Source organism: Paenibacillus sp. S29, from assembly GCF_049319765.1.
Lineage (GTDB): Bacteria > Bacillota > Bacilli > Paenibacillales > Paenibacillaceae > Paenibacillus > Paenibacillus polymyxa_B.
The window spans coordinates 175,155-191,863 of the sequence record NZ_JBMOUI010000012.1 but is presented as its reverse complement, the minus strand read 5'-3'; the positions used below and the strand labels follow the sequence as shown (position 1 = coordinate 191,863).

General features: G+C 47.2%; 16 protein-coding genes and 1 pseudogene. 12 read left to right on the top strand and 5 right to left on the bottom strand.

Annotation, left to right across the window (positions count from 1 at the left end; all coding sequences use genetic code 11):
• Positions 1 to 267: 267 nt before the first annotated feature.
• From ACL9RM_RS19915 to ACL9RM_RS19860, 12 genes and pseudogenes are all read left to right on the top strand, one after another.
• On the top strand, positions 268 to 729 hold the full coding sequence (locus ACL9RM_RS19915; RefSeq protein ID WP_250259394.1) for a DinB family protein: 462 nt from the start codon (positions 268 to 270) through the stop codon (positions 727 to 729).
• A gap of 402 nt (positions 730 to 1,131) precedes the next feature.
• On the top strand, positions 1,132 to 1,710 hold the full coding sequence (locus ACL9RM_RS19910; protein WP_250259393.1) for a TetR/AcrR family transcriptional regulator: 579 nt from the start codon (positions 1,132 to 1,134) through the stop codon (positions 1,708 to 1,710).
• Positions 1,711 to 2,071: 361 nt separating this feature from the next.
• Positions 2,072 to 2,773, top strand: coding sequence for an SDR family oxidoreductase (locus ACL9RM_RS19905; RefSeq protein WP_250259391.1), 702 nt, complete (start codon positions 2,072 to 2,074; stop codon positions 2,771 to 2,773).
• Complete coding sequence (locus ACL9RM_RS19900) at positions 2,770 to 3,555, top strand: SDR family NAD(P)-dependent oxidoreductase (protein ID WP_250259389.1); 786 nt, start codon at positions 2,770 to 2,772, stop codon at positions 3,553 to 3,555. The genes ACL9RM_RS19905 and ACL9RM_RS19900 overlap by 4 nt, the downstream gene beginning before the upstream one ends.
• 49 nt (positions 3,556 to 3,604) lie before the next feature.
• Positions 3,605 to 4,687 (top strand): alkene reductase, encoded by a 1,083-nt coding sequence (locus ACL9RM_RS19895; RefSeq protein WP_414126447.1) that lies wholly within the window; start codon positions 3,605 to 3,607, stop codon positions 4,685 to 4,687.
• Positions 4,688 to 4,774: 87 nt separating this feature from the next.
• Positions 4,775 to 5,798 (top strand): annotated as a pseudogene (locus ACL9RM_RS19890) (NADP-dependent oxidoreductase).
• A 189-nt stretch (positions 5,799 to 5,987) separates the two neighbouring features.
• The gene (locus ACL9RM_RS19885; protein ID WP_061832076.1) at positions 5,988 to 6,665 is read left to right on the top strand and encodes a TetR/AcrR family transcriptional regulator; all 678 of its coding nucleotides are present in this window, start codon (positions 5,988 to 5,990) and stop codon (positions 6,663 to 6,665) included.
• 98 nt (positions 6,666 to 6,763) lie between these two features.
• Entirely contained in the window at positions 6,764 to 7,621 is an 858-nt protein-coding gene (locus ACL9RM_RS19880) for a substrate-binding periplasmic protein (RefSeq protein ID WP_061832077.1), read from the top strand.
• An 85-nt stretch (positions 7,622 to 7,706) separates the two neighbouring features.
• Positions 7,707 to 8,354: an amino acid ABC transporter permease gene (locus ACL9RM_RS19875; protein ID WP_039272371.1), complete on the top strand. Its 648-nt coding sequence runs from the start codon at positions 7,707 to 7,709 to the stop codon at positions 8,352 to 8,354.
• A 14-nt stretch (positions 8,355 to 8,368) separates the two neighbouring features.
• On the top strand, positions 8,369 to 9,118 hold the full coding sequence (locus ACL9RM_RS19870; RefSeq protein ID WP_013308809.1) for an amino acid ABC transporter ATP-binding protein: 750 nt from the start codon (positions 8,369 to 8,371) through the stop codon (positions 9,116 to 9,118).
• A gap of 54 nt (positions 9,119 to 9,172) precedes the next feature.
• A complete protein-coding gene (locus ACL9RM_RS19865; RefSeq protein WP_250259383.1) occupies positions 9,173 to 9,598 on the top strand; it encodes an OsmC family protein in 426 nt (141 codons plus the stop codon).
• A 183-nt stretch (positions 9,599 to 9,781) separates the two neighbouring features.
• A complete protein-coding gene (locus tag ACL9RM_RS19860; RefSeq protein ID WP_250259382.1) occupies positions 9,782 to 11,020 on the top strand; it encodes a serine hydrolase in 1,239 nt (412 codons plus the stop codon).
• A gap of 63 nt (positions 11,021 to 11,083) precedes the next feature.
• Here ACL9RM_RS19860 and ACL9RM_RS19855 read toward each other — a convergent pair whose 3' ends face one another.
• From ACL9RM_RS19855 to ACL9RM_RS19835, 5 genes are all read right to left on the bottom strand, one after another.
• On the bottom strand, positions 11,084 to 12,061 hold the full coding sequence (locus ACL9RM_RS19855) for a FecCD family ABC transporter permease (protein WP_250259381.1): 978 nt from the start codon (positions 12,059 to 12,061) through the stop codon (positions 11,084 to 11,086).
• Complete coding sequence (locus ACL9RM_RS19850) at positions 12,058 to 13,062, bottom strand: FecCD family ABC transporter permease (RefSeq protein WP_250267467.1); 1,005 nt, start codon at positions 13,060 to 13,062, stop codon at positions 12,058 to 12,060. The genes ACL9RM_RS19855 and ACL9RM_RS19850 overlap by 4 nt, the downstream gene beginning before the upstream one ends.
• Positions 13,059 to 14,039 (bottom strand): ABC transporter substrate-binding protein, encoded by a 981-nt coding sequence (locus tag ACL9RM_RS19845; protein ID WP_250259379.1) that lies wholly within the window; start codon positions 14,037 to 14,039, stop codon positions 13,059 to 13,061. Before ACL9RM_RS19845 ends, ACL9RM_RS19850 begins: the two co-directional genes overlap by 4 nt.
• Positions 14,040 to 14,239: 200 nt before the next feature.
• Complete coding sequence (locus ACL9RM_RS19840; protein WP_023987065.1) at positions 14,240 to 14,968, bottom strand: response regulator; 729 nt, start codon at positions 14,966 to 14,968, stop codon at positions 14,240 to 14,242.
• The gene (locus tag ACL9RM_RS19835) at positions 14,961 to 16,613 is read right to left on the bottom strand and encodes an ATP-binding protein (protein WP_250267468.1); all 1,653 of its coding nucleotides are present in this window, start codon (positions 16,611 to 16,613) and stop codon (positions 14,961 to 14,963) included. The genes ACL9RM_RS19840 and ACL9RM_RS19835 overlap by 8 nt, the downstream gene beginning before the upstream one ends.
• Positions 16,614 to 16,709 lie beyond the last annotated feature (96 nt).

Here is a 16,709-nt window from a genome sequence, read left to right as displayed (position 1 = left end):
TTTTAAAAGATGCGTCTCCCCATATAAAAATAGAAGTGTCGAAAAGTCCTCTGGACTTTCTCGACACTCTGAGAACCTCTGTGGAGGTTCTCTTTTTGTTCAAAGGAAATAAAGTTGCAGACTGAGAAAATAAAGCGTTTTCTTAGTGCTTAGATTACAGCAACAAGGAATTCACCGAAAAAAGGTTGTTTTAGTTCATTCACATGATTAAACTAACGGTTAATAGTAGTTTCAAGTAATCGATGAGACGAAGAGGGGGAAACCGAAATGAAGACGATCAAGTGCATGATGGACCACCTGTACTGGGCGGACGGACGCATCTTGGACGCACTCGAGGAGAGTGAGACGAAGAACAAGGACCTTCTGAAGCTGGTTCGGCACGTCGCGGTCGCGGAACGAGTCTGGCTGTCCCGATTGCAGGGCAAGGGTAGCGCGCAATATTCGTTGTGGGAGGAAGCAGAAGACCTGACGACGATTCGGACGATGTTCGAAGAAAACGCCGAACAATACCGCGTCTATATCGAAGGGCTCGAGGAATCCGAGTTGGACGAGATGATCGACTATGCGAACCAGAGCGGGGTTCCGTTCCGAACGTCCGTCCGGGACATCCTGTCGCAGGTCCTCTTACATGGGCAATATCACCGGGGACAGATCAACCGGGCGCTTCGGATCGAATCGGCAGAGCCTGTCCAAATCGATTACATCACGTTCGCGAGGCTCAGAGCCTAATAATCACCATTACTCGGAATGGGATTGACATTGAACGACGGTATGATAGCTCAACAAATTGCTTTTACCATATAAGAACAATATGCTAATGTATATTAGCAGACGATGATATTTTATAAGTGATAAGAACCTACACTGCCTTATTTAGGATCAAAGAGAGCCCATACCCTTATAAATTGGAAAATTAATTTACCTTCCAAATACGGTTATGGGCTTATTTACTTTTCATAAGCACTACATTAGACTGCCGGTAATTGTTTAAGCTAACGGGCAGGGGAGTTACAATATGTAGAATTGTATGATAACCAACTCGATGGAAATATTATGTCATTCAAAAAGAGCATAACGATTCTTTACTGATCGTTCTCAATATGTTATATTAATTGAGGGAGGGAGATGGGAATGGCGAGAAGCAAGGAGTTTGAAGAGAAAGAAGTCTTGGATAAGGCGATGCGGCTCTTTTGGGAGCAGGGGTACGAGAAAACGTCCATGACCGAGTTGGTTGAGCATATGGGTATTCATCGAAGAAGCTTGTATGATACTTTTGGAGATAAGCATAGTCTGTTCCTGAAAGCGATGGATCGGTTTGACGACAAAATCATCGCCGCGCTTGCAGGAGGGGTTAAAGGATCAAAGACCGCATCGGAGGCATTACAGTTTATTTTTAGCTTCATGATCGACGGGGATGAGGACTCGCCAGCCGGATGCTTAATGGTGAATTCGGCCGTAGAATTGGCGGCGCGCGACGTCGAGGTGGACAACAAGGCCACGAAAGCATTCACGACAGCAGAGCAATTGCTCAAGGAGATTATTCTTTGGGGACAGCGTGAAGGTGAATTCACCTCCACATACAATGCTGAGGAATTGGCGGAATACCTGCATAATGTATGGATTGGGTTAAGGGTAATGGCAAGAACCTCGGCTTCCAGAGAAAAGCTTCACCGTATTACTCATATTTCGATGAAGCTCCTTGAAGAATAAGGGTAGTTGTGGTAGTCAGTTCAGATGTGAAGTGTTCCTTCTGCTAATCCATGCTCTTTGCGATCGAGTTATCTTACGCTTAATTTAGAATGAACATTCTAAAAACGCCGAAAGAAGCTCTAAAGCATAGTTTACAATGAAGTTTATCAGCGCAGTTAAAACAACAAACAACACAACACATAAAAACAACAGAGTAAGGCACTCAGTATTTTTTTTAACGATTTTGAGAATGAACGTTCTCGTTAGAAAACAAGTATCGAGTAAAACTCGCTTACCGTAATTACTACGTATCAAAACGCAGACCAAATAGCTTCAAGAAAACAATTTCATAAACAAAATACAATAAAAGGAGCACATGAAAATGAATATTTCTCAACAAGTTGTATTTGTCACTGGCGCGAACCGAGGTTTTGGTCGCCATCTTGCCCTTGAACTTCTATCCAGAGGGGCTAAGGTGTATGCCGGAGCAAGAAATCCGCAGTCCATTGACATTCCCGGTGCAATTCCTGTAAAGCTTGATATTACGAACCCTCAAGAGGTAGCGGCAGCTGCTATGGCCGCTCAAGATGTTACGCTTCTGATCAACAATGCAGGCTCGGCTACAGGAGCTACTTTGCTTGACGGTGATCTCGATCAAATACAGTTGGAATTTAATACGCACTTCTTTGGCACATTATCCATGATTCGCAATTTCGCACCTATTCTTATTAATAATGGTGGGGGATCCATACTGAATATCCTTTCCGCATTATCATGGTTCAGTAGTGGCGGGAGTGAAGGCGCTTATTCGGCTGCAAAGGCGGCTGCGTGGGCAATGACGAACGAGTTGCGCTTAAATCTGTATCCTCAAAATGTGAGAGTAGCTGGCTTGCATGTGGGCTTTATGGATACAGACATGACGTCAGGCGTTGAAGCTCCGAAGTCCAACCCTGCTGATATTGCAAAAATTGCAATTGATGGAATAGAGTCCGATAGCTTTGAAATTCTTGCTGATGAACCGAGCCGTCAACTCCAGCGTGCTCTCGCTGGCGGTGTAGCTGCTATTTACCCACAGCTTAAATGATGAGCAAAACTGTACTAATTACCGGAGTGTCGGGCGGAATTGGAAAAGAGCTGGCGGATCGTTTCGCCAAAGACGGATACGATTTGGTGCTGGTCGCACGCAGCGAGGACAAGCTCGTGGATCTCGCGAGGGAATATCGGAAAAAGTACCGTGTCCAAACGACATACATCGCCAAAGATGTTGCATTACCTGGCGTGGCAGAGGAAATCTACAGGGAGCTTAAAGAAAAAGGGATCACCGTCGACTTTCTTGTTAATAATGCGGGCTTCGGCTTGTACGGGGAATTCTTGGAGACACAGTTGGAGCAAGAGATGAATATGATCGACATTAATATCAAGGCTCTGACTGTAATGACTAAGGTGTTCTTACCGGATATGGTCAAAAGGCAGCAAGGGGGCGTGCTGAATGTGGCTTCGTTGGTGGCTTTTTTTCCTGGACCACTGATGGCAGTTTACTATGCGACAAAAGCGTACGTACTATCGTTCACTGAGGCTTTGGAGAATGAGCTGCGCGGCACAGGCGTGACTGTGTCCGCACTCTGTCCGGGAGCGACAGCGACTGGCTTTGTCGATCGTGCTGGGCTAGCCACCTCAAAGCTGTTTAGAAGCGGCGTCATGGAGGTTGGGCAGGTGGCTGACATAGGATATCGCGAATTCTTGCGGGGCAAGACTTTAATCATAACAGGGGGGCGCAACAAGTTCATGGCGTTCTTGCCGCGGTTGCTGCCTCGCAAGCTCATGACAAATGCGGTCAGATCCGCACAGGCTAAAGTGGAGCGATAATCGAAAGACATTGGAGTTAATAAACTCAATTCAAAGAGGGGGTTTTAAAATGGAAAAACTGTGGAGCAAAACGAAAATTGGCAACCTGGAATTACCTCATCGGTTAGCGATGGCACCAATGACACGTAGTAGAGCGCAAGAGGATGGTACGCCGGGAGAGCTAACTTCCCATTATTATGCTCAAAGAGCATCGATGGGTTTAATTATTACTGAAGGCACACAAACTTCTGATGATGGTCAAGGTTACTTAAGGTCACCGGGCATCTATACGGAAAAGCATATTGAAGGTTGGAAAAAGGTTACGGATGCGGTACATGAAGAAGGTGGATTTATATTTATCCAATTAATGCATGTCGGTCGTGTTTCGCACCCCGACAATACACCACATCATCGTCAACCCGTTGCACCATCTGCGATCGCACCCGGTGTAGAAATGTTTACGGCTAAAGGGATGCAGGAAATACCCGTTCCAAGAGAGTTAAGTGAAGAAAATATCCAGACGACAATTACAGACTTCCGGAAAGCAGCAGCGGCAGCTATTAAAGCAGGAGCCGACGGCGTTGAAATTCATGGAGCAAATGGTTATCTGATTAATCAATTTATTGGGGAGAATTCTAATATACGATCGGATAAATACGGTGGATCGATAGAGAACCGTGCTCGCTTTGCAATTGAAGTAACGAAAGCAATCGTTGAAGAAATTGGAGCAGAACGAACAGGCTTCCGTATTTCGCCGGGAACACCTCTTAACGGAATTGATGAGGGCGAACACGGTCTTGAAGTTTATCTTCACCTTGTAAAAGAATTAGCTCAATATAATTTAGCTTACCTCCATGTTATGCATTTAGGGAACGAAACACTGCTCCGTGAAATTCGCAATATCTGGTCAAATCCATTATTAGTCAATAGAGCTGGACGGGCTCTAGAAGATCTTAGTGTAGATATTGATAATGGCCTTGCTGATATGGCGCCAGTCGGGGTATGGTCATTAGCTAATCCGGACTTAGTTGAACGCCTTAAAGAAGGCTTTCCTTTGAATGAAGCAGATCGTAAAACATTGTACTCTGGTAACGGAAGCGAGGGTTACACAGATTATCCTACGATGAAAGAACTTCAATCTCAACATCAGTAAAGAATAACATGGATATTGCTTTATGATGGCGTACAAGTTAAAGTACGCCATCAATTTTTCCAATAAACGAATGTGGAATTAAGATAAATGAGAAAAGGAGAAGATGAAGAATTGAAAGCTGCGCAAATGCAAAAATATTCAAAACAAATCCAATTTAGAAATAAACAATATAAAAATACCGGAAATCAATAACCATGAGGTTCTTATCAAAGTAAAAGCTGCAGGTGTAAATCCCTTAGACATTCTTATTTTAAATGGTAGTATTCGCATGATTGCCGATTATGACTTCCCTTTAACTTTAGGAAACGAACTATCCGGCGTTATTGAGGCTGTTGGAAAAGATGTTGTGAAATTCAAGGTTGGAGATCCCGTTTATACGAGGCTGCCAATAAATAAAATCGGAGCTTTTGCTGAGTATGCGGCAGTCCATGAGGATGCGATTTCCGTTATGCCTAAAAATCTTTCTTTTATTGAGGCCGCCGCGGTACCCCTCACGGCTTTAACTGCATATCAAGCCTTGCATGATGTACTTCATGTTCAACCCGATAAAAAACTATTTATTTCTGGAGGAACCGGCGGCTTTGGTACGATGGCTATCCCGATTGCCAAATCGATGGGGTTATATGTGATTACGAGCGGCAGTGAAAGAGGGAGATCACGAACACTGTCCATCGGCGCTGATCAATTCATTAACTATAAAGAGGAAAATTATTTTGATTTGCTATCTAATATTGATTATGTTATCGATACATTGGGGGCAAAAGAAATTAAAACGGAACTTGCTATTCTCAAACCCCAAGGGAAATTGGTATCATTGAAGGCTTTACCCAATTACCGCTTTGCTGCTGAAAATAACTTTCCAATATGGAAAAAGCTATTGTTTGGTTTAGTAGGTGCTCGTTTAGATCGATTAGCAGTTAAACAGAATAAAGAATATCGCTTCTTATTCGTGTCCGCTAATGGCAGGCAATTACAAAAACTGACGAAACTAGTTGAGGATGAAGATATTAAGCCCGCTATAGATTCAGTTTATAATTTTGATGACATTAACATGGCTTTAAATAAAGTTTCTACTGGCCACTCCGAAGGAAAAGTGATAGTAACCTTCTAAGGAGAGGATATATGAATTTTGGAAATACGCTCGAAAGGTGCCTTGGCATAACACCACATTCACGCTTCGTAGCATGGAGCAGCAAAACTTTATTTTCTTCTGACAGTTTTTTCTTTGACAAAAGTATACTTATCCTATAGGATTAAAAATATAAAACTGACTGACTGATCAATCGAGAGGAGGAAACCCATGCAGCCACGAAAGGCGAAGCAGTCCGAGACCGTCTCAAATGACCAACCTGCTGAGCACGCGGGGGAAGAAACAGACCGCAGAACACAGCTTCTTCACATTGCATTGAAGCGGTTCGCCGAGCAGGGTTACCATCAAACGAAGATATCAGATATCGTGGTAGAGGCGGGAGTAGCCCAGGGCACGTTTTATTGGCATTTTAAAAGTAAAGAGGCACTGGCGCTGGAGATTATCGCTACCGGTCGTGAACAACTATTGTCAGCGATTGGACAGGGATATCGCCGTGATGCGGGAACGCTGGCTGATATGGTTAAGGCATCGGAGGCGCTGTTTGTTCGGTTATTTGATTTTGCATTGGAGAACCGCTATCTGATGGGTTTGCTGCTGATCGGCAGTGGTGTCGATGAACCGGTGCGCCAGAGTATCCGAGAGACAAGGGCCGCGATGGAGCTGGCATTCCGGCGCAATATGGAAAGAGCGATCGAGCTGAACATGTTGCCTGCTGAATTGGATGTCGAATTAAGGGCGGCACTACTCATGAGTATGATCGAAGGTGTCATTACACGCTGGCTATTCGGTTCAGAGGGAACATATGACCACATCACGCAGATAACTGCTAAAAGATTGGCAGCAGAGGCGGCTAATTTTGAGTTTTATGGACTACTAGGTCAAAGCTAGAGGGTCAACATCGCATGAATGGGTAGTTGGAACAAATAATATAGCCAAATCACATATATGAACTCAATCATATACATCCAGATAGGAGAGAAGGATACATGAAAACACGTAAAAAAGGGTTCTTGGTAACTACACTCATGGCTGTGGCATTGTTCAGCCTTGTGCTAAGCGCTTGCGGTACTAAGCCAGAAGCTTCTAATACTAGCAATGGAGCGGGTAGCAGTAATGTGGCAGCGAGTAACCAGCTCGAAGCAATCAAGAAGGCTGGTGTAATTAAGGTAGGCATGATGGGCACTTATCCGCCGTACAATTTCTTGAACGATAACAAGGAATTGGACGGATTTGATGTGGATATCGCCAAAGAATTGGCGAAGCGGATTGGAGTGAAACCGGAGTTCACGGCACAAGAATTCTCGGGACTGGTTCCAAGTTTGCAAAAGAAAAAATTCGATGCAGTGATTAGTCAGGTGACGATTACAGAGGATCGTAAGAAGGCTATTGACTTCACAGAGCCTTATATCACAAACAATGTAAACATTATCGTAAACAGCAAAACAAATGATATTACCAAGCTGGAGGACTTTAAAGGCAAAACCATTGGTGTCGGCTTGGGAACGAATGATGAATCTTATCTGCGGAATGAAGTACTGCCGAAGGTAGGCGATTTTGAGATTAAAACGTATGATGATGTCATTACTTCCTTAAAGGATCTAAACTCTGGTCGTATTGACGCAACAATCAACAATCTGTATGCTCTCAAGCCTATTATCGATAAAAACGGGTTCCAAATTAAAGCCGTAGGCGAGCCGATTAAATCGGATCAAGCGGGTGTAGCCATTAACCAGAAAACTCCTGAGCTCAAAGAAGCCTTGAACAAGGCTTTGAAGGAAATGAAGGAAGACGGCACTTACAAAACAATTTTCAAAAAATGGTTTGGCGAGGAGCCAAAAGAATAACGTAAGCCTGTTAGAGGCGTCTGGCTCCAGTCTTGGCTTTCATGCTGACATGGGGCCACTCGTCTGAAAGAAGGGAATATAACCAATGCTTGAATTAATGTGGGAGAACGTCCCTTTTTTATTAAAGGGTGCTTATTATACGCTATATATTACGATTGTCTCTATGTTTTTTGGCCTAATCATTGGTTTGATTGTTGCTGTGGCCCGGTTGAAGGGGAATCGACCTGTTCGATGGCTGGCGCGCATGTATGTATCGATCATTCGGGGGACGCCGGTTTTGGTGCAGATTGCAGTCATTTATTATGGGCTGGATGATTATGGAATATCATTCGGATCGCTGACAGCCGCTTGTCTGGCACTTAGCATTAATACAGGGGCGTACTTATCGGAGACGTTCCGTGGAGCTATTTTAGCCGTACCCCAGGGACAGACCGAGGCAGCTTATGCAACGGGAATGTCGCCCGGTCAAACGATGTGGCGTATTATTCTTCCTCAGGCGGTACGGATCGCAATTGCACCGATGGGGAATACATTTGTAGGCATGCTTAAAGAAACGTCGCTGGTGTCGGTTATCGGGGTCAGTGAATTGATGCGGCAGGCACAGCTTTTACAGGCGCAGTATTTGCTTTACATGCCGTTTCTGCTCGAAATTGGCCTGATGTACTGGATTATGAGCATTGGATTCTCCGCTATACTGGAGCGGGTGGAAAAGCGTCTGGCTCGAGCTTATTAAGGTGGAGATGATAGATGATGATAACAACTAACGGATTAGGTAAACGATTCGGACAGGTAGAGGTTCTGAAAAGCATTGATTTTCAGGTTGCCGCTCGTGAAATCGTCGTATTACTCGGCCCGAGCGGTTCAGGTAAAAGTACCTTGCTGCGCTGCCTGAACGGTCTAGAAGAGCTGTCTTCCGGCAAGTTTGAGGTGAATGGGATTGAGGTCGATGCTACGGCTCCCGTTCGTGTCCGCCAAGCAGCCATTCGTGAGATTCGCAAACAGACAGGGATGGTGTTCCAGCAATTCAATCTGTATCCGCACAAAACCGCAATCGGCAATGTCATTGAAGGACTGCTGACAGTAAAAAAAATGCCGCGCGACAAGGCTATGTCCATCGGACAACGGTTGTTGGAGCGGGTAGGGTTATCGGACAAGCAGGATGTACATCCTTCTCGTCTGTCCGGTGGACAACAGCAACGAGTAGCCATTGCGCGTGCGCTGGCGATGGACCCGGCGATTATGCTGTTCGACGAGCCGACATCGGCGCTTGATCCCGAGCTGGTAGGGGAAGTACTGGGAGTTATGCGAGAGTTGGCTCAAGACGGAATGACGATGGTCGTCGTTACTCACGAGATGAAATTTGCTCGCGAGGTGGCGGACAAGGTCGTATTTATGGCAGATGGTATCATTTTGGAGGAGGCAGCGCCACAGGCGTTTTTTGACACTCCCCAGCATGAGAGAACACAGAAATTTTTACGCCAAATCAGTGAATTTTAAAGTAAGATCGAGGATAAATCATAGATTATTAAGATGGAAAGAAGGCCTTTAGACATGAAAGTATCTACAACTTGGCACGGCAAACGCGCGTTTACTTCGGAGGGACCATCCGGTTACTCTGTAGGAATGGATGCTACGGCGGCTTATGGCGGTGATGGTAAAGGGATGACACCCATGGAACTGCTGTTGGCGGGTCTGGCGGGATGTATGGGCATTGATATTACGATGATTTTGGATCGTTTTTTGTCGGACATCACTCGCATTGATATTGACGCAGAAGGTACGCGCAAGGAAGAAATGCCGACAGGCTTTACCGCGATTGATCTGACATTCCACGTAGATGGCAATATTCCGGATTACCGCGTATGGAAAGCGATTCAGATGGGTAAGGAAAAATATTGTGCGGTATCCGATTCCTTAAAAGCGGAAATTCGGATGCACCTCATATTGAATGGAACCGAAGTACCCTATCCAGCATAAGTGTCGAAGGATAGTGAAAGAGAGTCAGCCTGTGTTATATACAGGAGGCTCTCTTTTTTATGTTATTTGAAAATATGACATGTAATGAAACTTTTTGTACTGTGTTTTCGTTTAAAATAGAAATTGAAATATAAAAATGGGAAAATAAACCTGTATGTAAAGCGCATACGGGGGGAGGTAAGAGTGAAACGAAAGCGCCTTATCGTGGTAGCAACTAGTTTGGCTACAGTGCTCATCGTTATGGGTGTAGCGGCAGGCTTACTATCTTTCATGCAGAATCAAGTGGCTAATCCCCCGAATACCGTCCGGCCCACAACTGCGATTGCAGCTGACGTTAAGGAAGAAACGAAGGAACAGGATGCTGCCACGCGTTTACTTCATTTTGTGGAGGCGAATGCAGAAAAAGTTTCGATTACGATTCTGAGAGATGGAAAAAAGCTGGCAGGTCAAGAGGAAAACCGGATGATGCCTTTGGCGAGCACCGTCAAAACAATCATAGCGATCGAATATGCCAAGCAAGCGGTGGTGGGTAAGATTAACCCGGACGGGAGAGTGAAGCTGATTTCGCTGGAAAGGTTTTATTTGCCGGATTTGGATGGGGGTGCTCATACGGCGTGGCTACAGAATATGGAGGCTAAAGGGCGGATACAGAATGAAACTGTATCTGTACGAGACGTCGCCAAGGGGATGATTCAATTCAGTTCCAACGCCAATGCGGAGTATTTAATGGACAAACTGGGGGTGGGTGCGATCAATCGGACGAGAGCCAAAATGGGGCTGCAAAATCATGATCCCATTTATCCGTTTGTATCCTCCATTTTGATTCCCTACGAATGGATGAGGGAGAGTCAAGGTGAGAATTGGAATAATACAAAGAATAGCAATTCAGCCAAAGAAGCCATCCAGGCGATGTCTGATACGGAATTTCGCCGATATGCCCGCATGATTCATAACAAACTGCGCCGTGATGTGAGTGGTTCTTACAAGAGAAACGCAGATATTACGACTTGGTATGATCAGGATTATGATCGTATCAATACGGATCGCTTTATAGCTTCAACGACAGCCGATTATGCCTCTTTAATGAGTAAGCTGAATCGTCGTCAAGGGTTCACAAAAGCTGAGCAAAAGTTATTGTCCGAGGTCTTGGAGGAACCATTTATGGTTCTTCCTGAAAACCAGCAATCCCTGAAACATACTGGGCAAAAAGGTGGCTCCACGGCTTATGTTTTGACACTGGCCATGTATGCGACAGATAAGGAAGGGCATTCGACAGAGCTAGCTGTCTTTTTTAACGATTTGGACCCAAGCACAAATGCCAGCTTTCCCGAAATGATAAATGATTTTAAAAAGAGGCTACTGCATGATGAATCGTTTAGAAAAGAAGTTAATCGGCGTATCGGCGTACAGCTGGAGAGGTAGCGCAGCTAAACGCTAGGGTATAGTACTGCGTTTAGCTGCGCTGCGCAACTTCTTATCCTCATCCTATCCGCTGTCTTTTTGTTTGCGTTCCCGCAGCAATAGATACAGAAAATATGGCGCGCCAATGACGGCTGTCACGATGCCAGCGGGAATTTCGAGCGGCGGCTTCAGACCTCGTCCCAGCGCGTCAGCGAGGACGAGAATCAGGGCGCCGATCATCGCCGAACCGGGCAATAGATAGCGGTGGCGATTGCCAAATAACCGCCGTGCCAGATGCGGTGCCAGCAGTCCGATAAAGCCGATGGAGCCGATGGCAGCGACACAGGAGGCAGCCAAGGCGACTGATACAGCTAGCAGTCCTGTACGCACACGCTTCACGCTAAGTCCCAGCCCAGCAGAGCTTTCCTCATCTAGGCTCATAATGTCCAGCTTGCGCTGTAGTGTATAGGCGAGAGGCAGCAACACGATTAACCACGGCAGTAGCCCATACACTTCGTCCCAGCCTTTGCCCCACAGACTTCCAGCTAGCCAAGTGAGCGTGTCGCTGGCTTCGAGTGGATACTTGACCAGTATATAATCGGTCGCAGCCTGAAAAATAGCGCCCACCGCCAGTCCGGTCAAGGCTAGCATATTGGGACGCATGCCTCCCTTCATCGAAAGCTGTACGAGCAACAGTGCAGCTAGCCCGGCCCCGACAAAGGCGGCTACAGGCAGCAGTGCCACTGGGGATGAGGGTAGCAGCACGATGACGAGAACCGCCGCAAAGCCGGCCCCCTTGGATACACCTACCACATCTGGCGAGGCTAGCGGGTTGCGAATCATGCCTTGCAGCAGAACACCGGCTACTGCCAGCCCAGCTCCGGCCATGATGGCCAGCAGACCGCGTGGCAGCCGATAATGATGAACGATGAACCAGGAAGAGGCACTCCGGTCCGTCAGAGCCTTGATCAGCTCAGAGGGCGTAATGTAGGTGCTGCCCACGCCTATAGCTATAAAAGCAACACCTAGCATGAGCGAGAGTAAAATCCACAGTTTTTTCATCGTGAAGCCCTCCCGTTCTTATGCGCCAGATATAAAAAGAAGGGCGCACCCACCAGCGCGGTTACAATGCCAACGGGTGATTCATAAGGAAATGCAATAAATCGTCCAAGCACGTCTGCATATGTCAGCAGCAGAGCTCCGCAGATTGCAGACAGGGGAATGACCCGTTTGTAATTGTCGCCTGTAAACATCTTGATGATATTCGGTACCATCAAGCCCACAAAGCCGATGGACCCGGCTACCGCTATGGCAGAGCCTGCCAGCATAATCACTGAGGCCGAGGCCAGTAGGCGGACAAGACGTACGTTTTGTCCCAATCCCTGTGCGACCTCTGTACCGAGGCTCAGCACAGATAGCGAGGGGGCCAGCGCCAGCGCAAGGATCATACCCACGGCGAACCATGGCAGCACCAGACGTGTGTCGGCCCAAGTGGACCCGTCGATGGCTCCGGCGAGCCAATACAGCACATCAGATATTTGCTCGTTGAACACGAGCAGTCCTTGGGTGATGGAGGCCAGCAACAGATGCACGGCCATCCCGGCAAGGGCCAGCTTGACCGGCGTCATGCCCGCCGTTCCGGCCAGCCCGTATACGAAGGAGCCACCTGCGATGGCCCCGGCAAAAGCAAAATAAATGCTGCCGGACGATCCGATATTCGGCAGCAGCACGATGGACAGCACGACAGCCAGCGAAGCGCCTGAGCTGACCCCGAATACCTGCGGCGAAGCCAGCGGGTTGCGTGTGATGGCCTGCATCAGGGCTCCAGCCACGGCAAGCCCGGCCCCGACGATTAGGCCAATAACGGCACGCGGTAGGCGTACCGTCAAGACAATGAGCTGATCCTTAGACGGATGCTCAGTGAACAGCGCAGTCAGCATGGTGGGGATGTCCATCCTGACTGGGCCAATCGCCACGCTAAGCAGCAATCCAGCCAGCAACGCAGCGATAAGTGCAAAGAAGACCGGCTTATTCAGCCGGTCGCGTGAGGCTTGTCCGATCAACGGGAGCCGTCTCCTTTACTTTGCGCGGGATACAGAAGCGAAATGGCTTGCTCCAGTATTTTTTCGGCTGAGCCGAGTCCACGGTATCGGGTCCACAGTGCCCGGTTTACTTCGTAAACTTCCCCTTTTTTGACGGCCGTAATGTTTTGCCAAAGCGGGTTTTGCTTCCATTCCGCAATCAGCTTCTCATCGGCTTCCACCAAAAAGATCACATCAGGATCCGCTTGTGAAATTTGCTCCAGCGTCAGCTTGACGGTAGGCTCGCTTGTATTTTGAAGGGCATTGTGGATACCCGCTTGCTCCAGTAGTTGTCCATCAAAGGATGAAGCGCCGTGAGCCGATAGTGAATCAGAACGGAATACCCCTAGTAATACGCTGCGTGGCTCACCAGCTTTGATGCCTTCTTTCAACTTTTCCATTGTAGCTTTATGCGTAGCGAGAATTTGCTCGCCTTTTTCCTTCTCACCCAACGCATCGGCGATGACACCGAAGGATGCCAAGTTTTGTTCATAGGAAGAATTGCGGCTCTTTAGAACAATGGTCGGAGCAATCTCACTAAGTTCTTTGTATATGCTTTTATGACGATTCAGATCAGCAATAATCAAATCCGGCTTCAAGGAGCTGATCGTTTCCAGGTTTGGTTGTTTGCGTGTGCCTACTGGTGTGAAGTCGATTTTCTTGCCGAGCAGCCCATCAATATCATCGTCATTTTCCTGAGCTATACCGACAGGTGTTACGCCCAGTTGGGTTGTGGCATCGACAAAAGAGAATTCCAGGGTTACGATTCTTTTGGGTGTACCTGTAACTTTGGTTTCTCCCATCTCATGTTTAATCATTCGAGTGTCGCCTGTTGCTTGAGGTGCTACTGCGCTGTTATCTTGTGACTGGCTTCCACATCCCGCCATAATGACCGTCAGTAGTGCCAGGACCGCTGCAAGCAGCATACCTGTGCGCAGTGGTTGTTTCGGTGTTGCCATATGTTATCCCCCGTTCCAGTATGATTATCAGAGAAACTGATAATCATTATCAATCAACTAACTGTTGATCATTCTAGCAATCGGGAAGGAGGACGTAAATAATGTGGTTATTTAAACCGTTTTGATCGATTAAGTGAATTAAATTCAATAAAATTATGAATAGGAGGAGGGGAAGTACCAGGACATCAGAGTTGGACGGTTTATGCATCCCTCCGCTGTCGGCGATAGATACGCTCCGGTCTGCCGACGGTTCCGTACACCTGATCGTGGTGCGCGTCGCCACTTTCCACTAAATACTCCAGATACCTTCTGGCTGTAGAACGGCTCATACCCAGCTCGATTCCCACTGTACCTGTAGTCACCTCACCCCGTCGATTCAGGAGATCTAGCACTTTGTCGCAAGTTACTTTATCGATGCCTTTGGCCCATAGTTCTCCAACTCCGTTCCCCGCCATCCGACCGGTGCCCGCGCTTTGAAGCAAACTGTCAATTTCAGATTGTTCGACTGTGGATTGTTCCTCTTGCCATGTTGTGATTTGTCGCCGAAATCGGGCATATTCCTCCAAGGTCGCACGCAATCTCTCGAATATAAGCGGCTTTACGATAAAATCAAACACGCCTGCTCGAACGGCTTGTACCACTGTTTCAGCTTCTTTGGCGGCAGTCAGCATAATAACATCTGTACCCGGATAGTGTTGCTTGATGAACGATAGCAGGGTTAGACCATCCGTATCGGGAAAATAAACATCCAGCACGACTAGAGGAGGACGGAGCACGTCCAGTTGAAGTTTTGCCTCAAATTCGTTCGTCGCGATTGCACATACGGTGAACCCGTCCACCTTTTCAATAAATCGGCGGTTAATCTCCGCAATTCGCGGATCGTCTTCAATAATAAGAACCTCAATGTCCGATAAAACCCGCTCATTCATGGGCATAACCTCCTTTTGCATCATTACTCGTATCTGTTGTATGTAAAGGAATGTAAACCTCAAAAATACTTCCTCCACCAGGACGTTTGTGCACTTCTATAGAGCCGCCCATTCGTTCAGTGTACTCCAGCACGAGAGCAAGGCCATATCCATGTCCTGCTTCTGCTTTGGTCGAAGCTCCTCTGACAAACAACTTTTCTTGGATATCGTCCGAAATTCCCGATCCGTTATCCGCAACTTCGATGATGATGGCTTCAGTCGTTTCTTCAAGCCGGAACCAGACCTGTCCGTCAGAGATGGAGGACATCGCAACAGCTTCCATGGCATTGTCCAGCAGGTTTCCGGCTATGGAAGCGAGAAAGGACCACTCCAACGTAGGGGACTGGGTTGAGAATGCTCCTTTAATATCAGAATGGAGTAAAACCCCTTTTTCCAGCGCCTGTTTCTTCTTACCGATCAGTAGGCTGGCGATGATTGAATCGGTTAGGAGAGCTGTGCCAATCGGCCTGTGTACACGATATTCCTCTGATTCCTGGGTGATAAAGTCCACCGCTTCGTCATAACACTCCAACTGAATCAGGCCGGATATGAGATACAGCCGATTGGCGTATTCGTGTGTTTGTGATCGCAGTACTTCCGCGTAATCTTTGACCTCTGTCAACTGTTGTGTCATGTGGAGCAGTTCGGTCTTGTCACGCAGACTGGCAACCGTGCCCATGATGCGACCGGAACGATCCTGGATCGGCACACGGCTGACGACTACAATTCGCTGCTGGACCTCAATTTCCTTATTCCATATGTCCTGTCCCTGATCTGGCTCCATCGTTGAATGCTCTACTGTGTAATCGGCAACAAGCATATCAACCAGTACATCCGGAACACCAGTCAAGTGACGAAGGTCGCATCCGTAGATAGAGGTTTCCGGTGGGAGTCCGATCAAGCGAGCGGCCTGTGGATTGGCAAGTGTGATTTGTCCGTTACTATTCACCGCGATAATCCCTTCGCCGATGGACTCAATAATGGCTTGCTTTTCCTGATACAACCGTCCGATCTCCACTGGCTCCAGTCCATGCAGTGCGCGGCGTACCCGTTGCGCTATAACCAGGCTTCCCAATATGCCGATCATCAGCGCGCCCACCATAAACCAGAGCCATGCATATGTGTATGTACGAATATTTTGCTGCACATCTGTCATTAAAAAACCTACAGAGACGAGCCCGATGGCCTTACCTTGCGTATCATAAACGGCTGTTTTGGCGCGTATTGACGGTCCGAGAGAGCCCGTCGATTCAGTGATAAAGGACTGCCCTTGCAGTACCTTATCATTCATGGGGTCTATCATAGGCGTGCCGATACGCTCCGGGTTTACATGCCACTGCCGGATGAGATGACGATCAGCAATAGTAATAAAATCAGCGCCGCTGCTGGCTTGGACAGGCTTTATGACCTCGTTGATACGCGAACGCAATTGCGTCGTCTCAGTCTGCTCCAGAGCGTCTCTGACCTGCGCATCTACGGCGAGGGTATTGGCGACGGTAAGCGCCCTTTCTCCGATTTCATCATATAGAGCGGAGGTGATCATATATCGAAAGGATAATCCCAACAGCCCGGTAACTACCAGTACTAAAAGGGATATAAATACCATTAGTTTTGTCTGAAAACGCACATGCCTTCACCGCCGTTAAACAAAATATAGGAGGAACGGATCTGCTGATCTTCTCCCCCATACGATCTATTTTAC

Bases quoted from the DNA above. Each gene is read 5' to 3' on its own strand.
- ACL9RM_RS19915 (WP_250259394.1), top strand. From the start codon at position 268: ATGAAGACGATCAAGTGCATGATGGACCACCTGTACTGGGCGGACGGA.
- ACL9RM_RS19910 (WP_250259393.1), top strand. From the start codon at position 1,132: ATGGCGAGAAGCAAGGAGTTTGAAGAGAAAGAAGTCTTGGATAAGGCG.
- ACL9RM_RS19905 (WP_250259391.1), top strand. From the start codon at position 2,072: ATGAATATTTCTCAACAAGTTGTATTTGTCACTGGCGCGAACCGAGGT.
- ACL9RM_RS19900 (WP_250259389.1), top strand. From the start codon at position 2,770: ATGATGAGCAAAACTGTACTAATTACCGGAGTGTCGGGCGGAATTGGA.
- ACL9RM_RS19895 (WP_414126447.1), top strand. From the start codon at position 3,605: ATGGAAAAACTGTGGAGCAAAACGAAAATTGGCAACCTGGAATTACCT.
- ACL9RM_RS19885 (WP_061832076.1), top strand. From the start codon at position 5,988: ATGCAGCCACGAAAGGCGAAGCAGTCCGAGACCGTCTCAAATGACCAA.
- ACL9RM_RS19880 (WP_061832077.1), top strand. From the start codon at position 6,764: ATGAAAACACGTAAAAAAGGGTTCTTGGTAACTACACTCATGGCTGTG.
- ACL9RM_RS19875 (WP_039272371.1), top strand. From the start codon at position 7,707: ATGCTTGAATTAATGTGGGAGAACGTCCCTTTTTTATTAAAGGGTGCT.
- ACL9RM_RS19870 (WP_013308809.1), top strand. From the start codon at position 8,369: ATGATGATAACAACTAACGGATTAGGTAAACGATTCGGACAGGTAGAG.
- ACL9RM_RS19865 (WP_250259383.1), top strand. From the start codon at position 9,173: ATGAAAGTATCTACAACTTGGCACGGCAAACGCGCGTTTACTTCGGAG.
- ACL9RM_RS19855 (WP_250259381.1), bottom strand. From the start codon at position 12,061: ATGAAAAAACTGTGGATTTTACTCTCGCTCATGCTAGGTGTTGCTTTT.
- ACL9RM_RS19845 (WP_250259379.1), bottom strand. From the start codon at position 14,039: ATGGCAACACCGAAACAACCACTGCGCACAGGTATGCTGCTTGCAGCG.
- ACL9RM_RS19840 (WP_023987065.1), bottom strand. From the start codon at position 14,968: ATGAATGAGCGGGTTTTATCGGACATTGAGGTTCTTATTATTGAAGAC.
- ACL9RM_RS19835 (WP_250267468.1), bottom strand. From the start codon at position 16,613: ATGGTATTTATATCCCTTTTAGTACTGGTAGTTACCGGGCTGTTGGGA.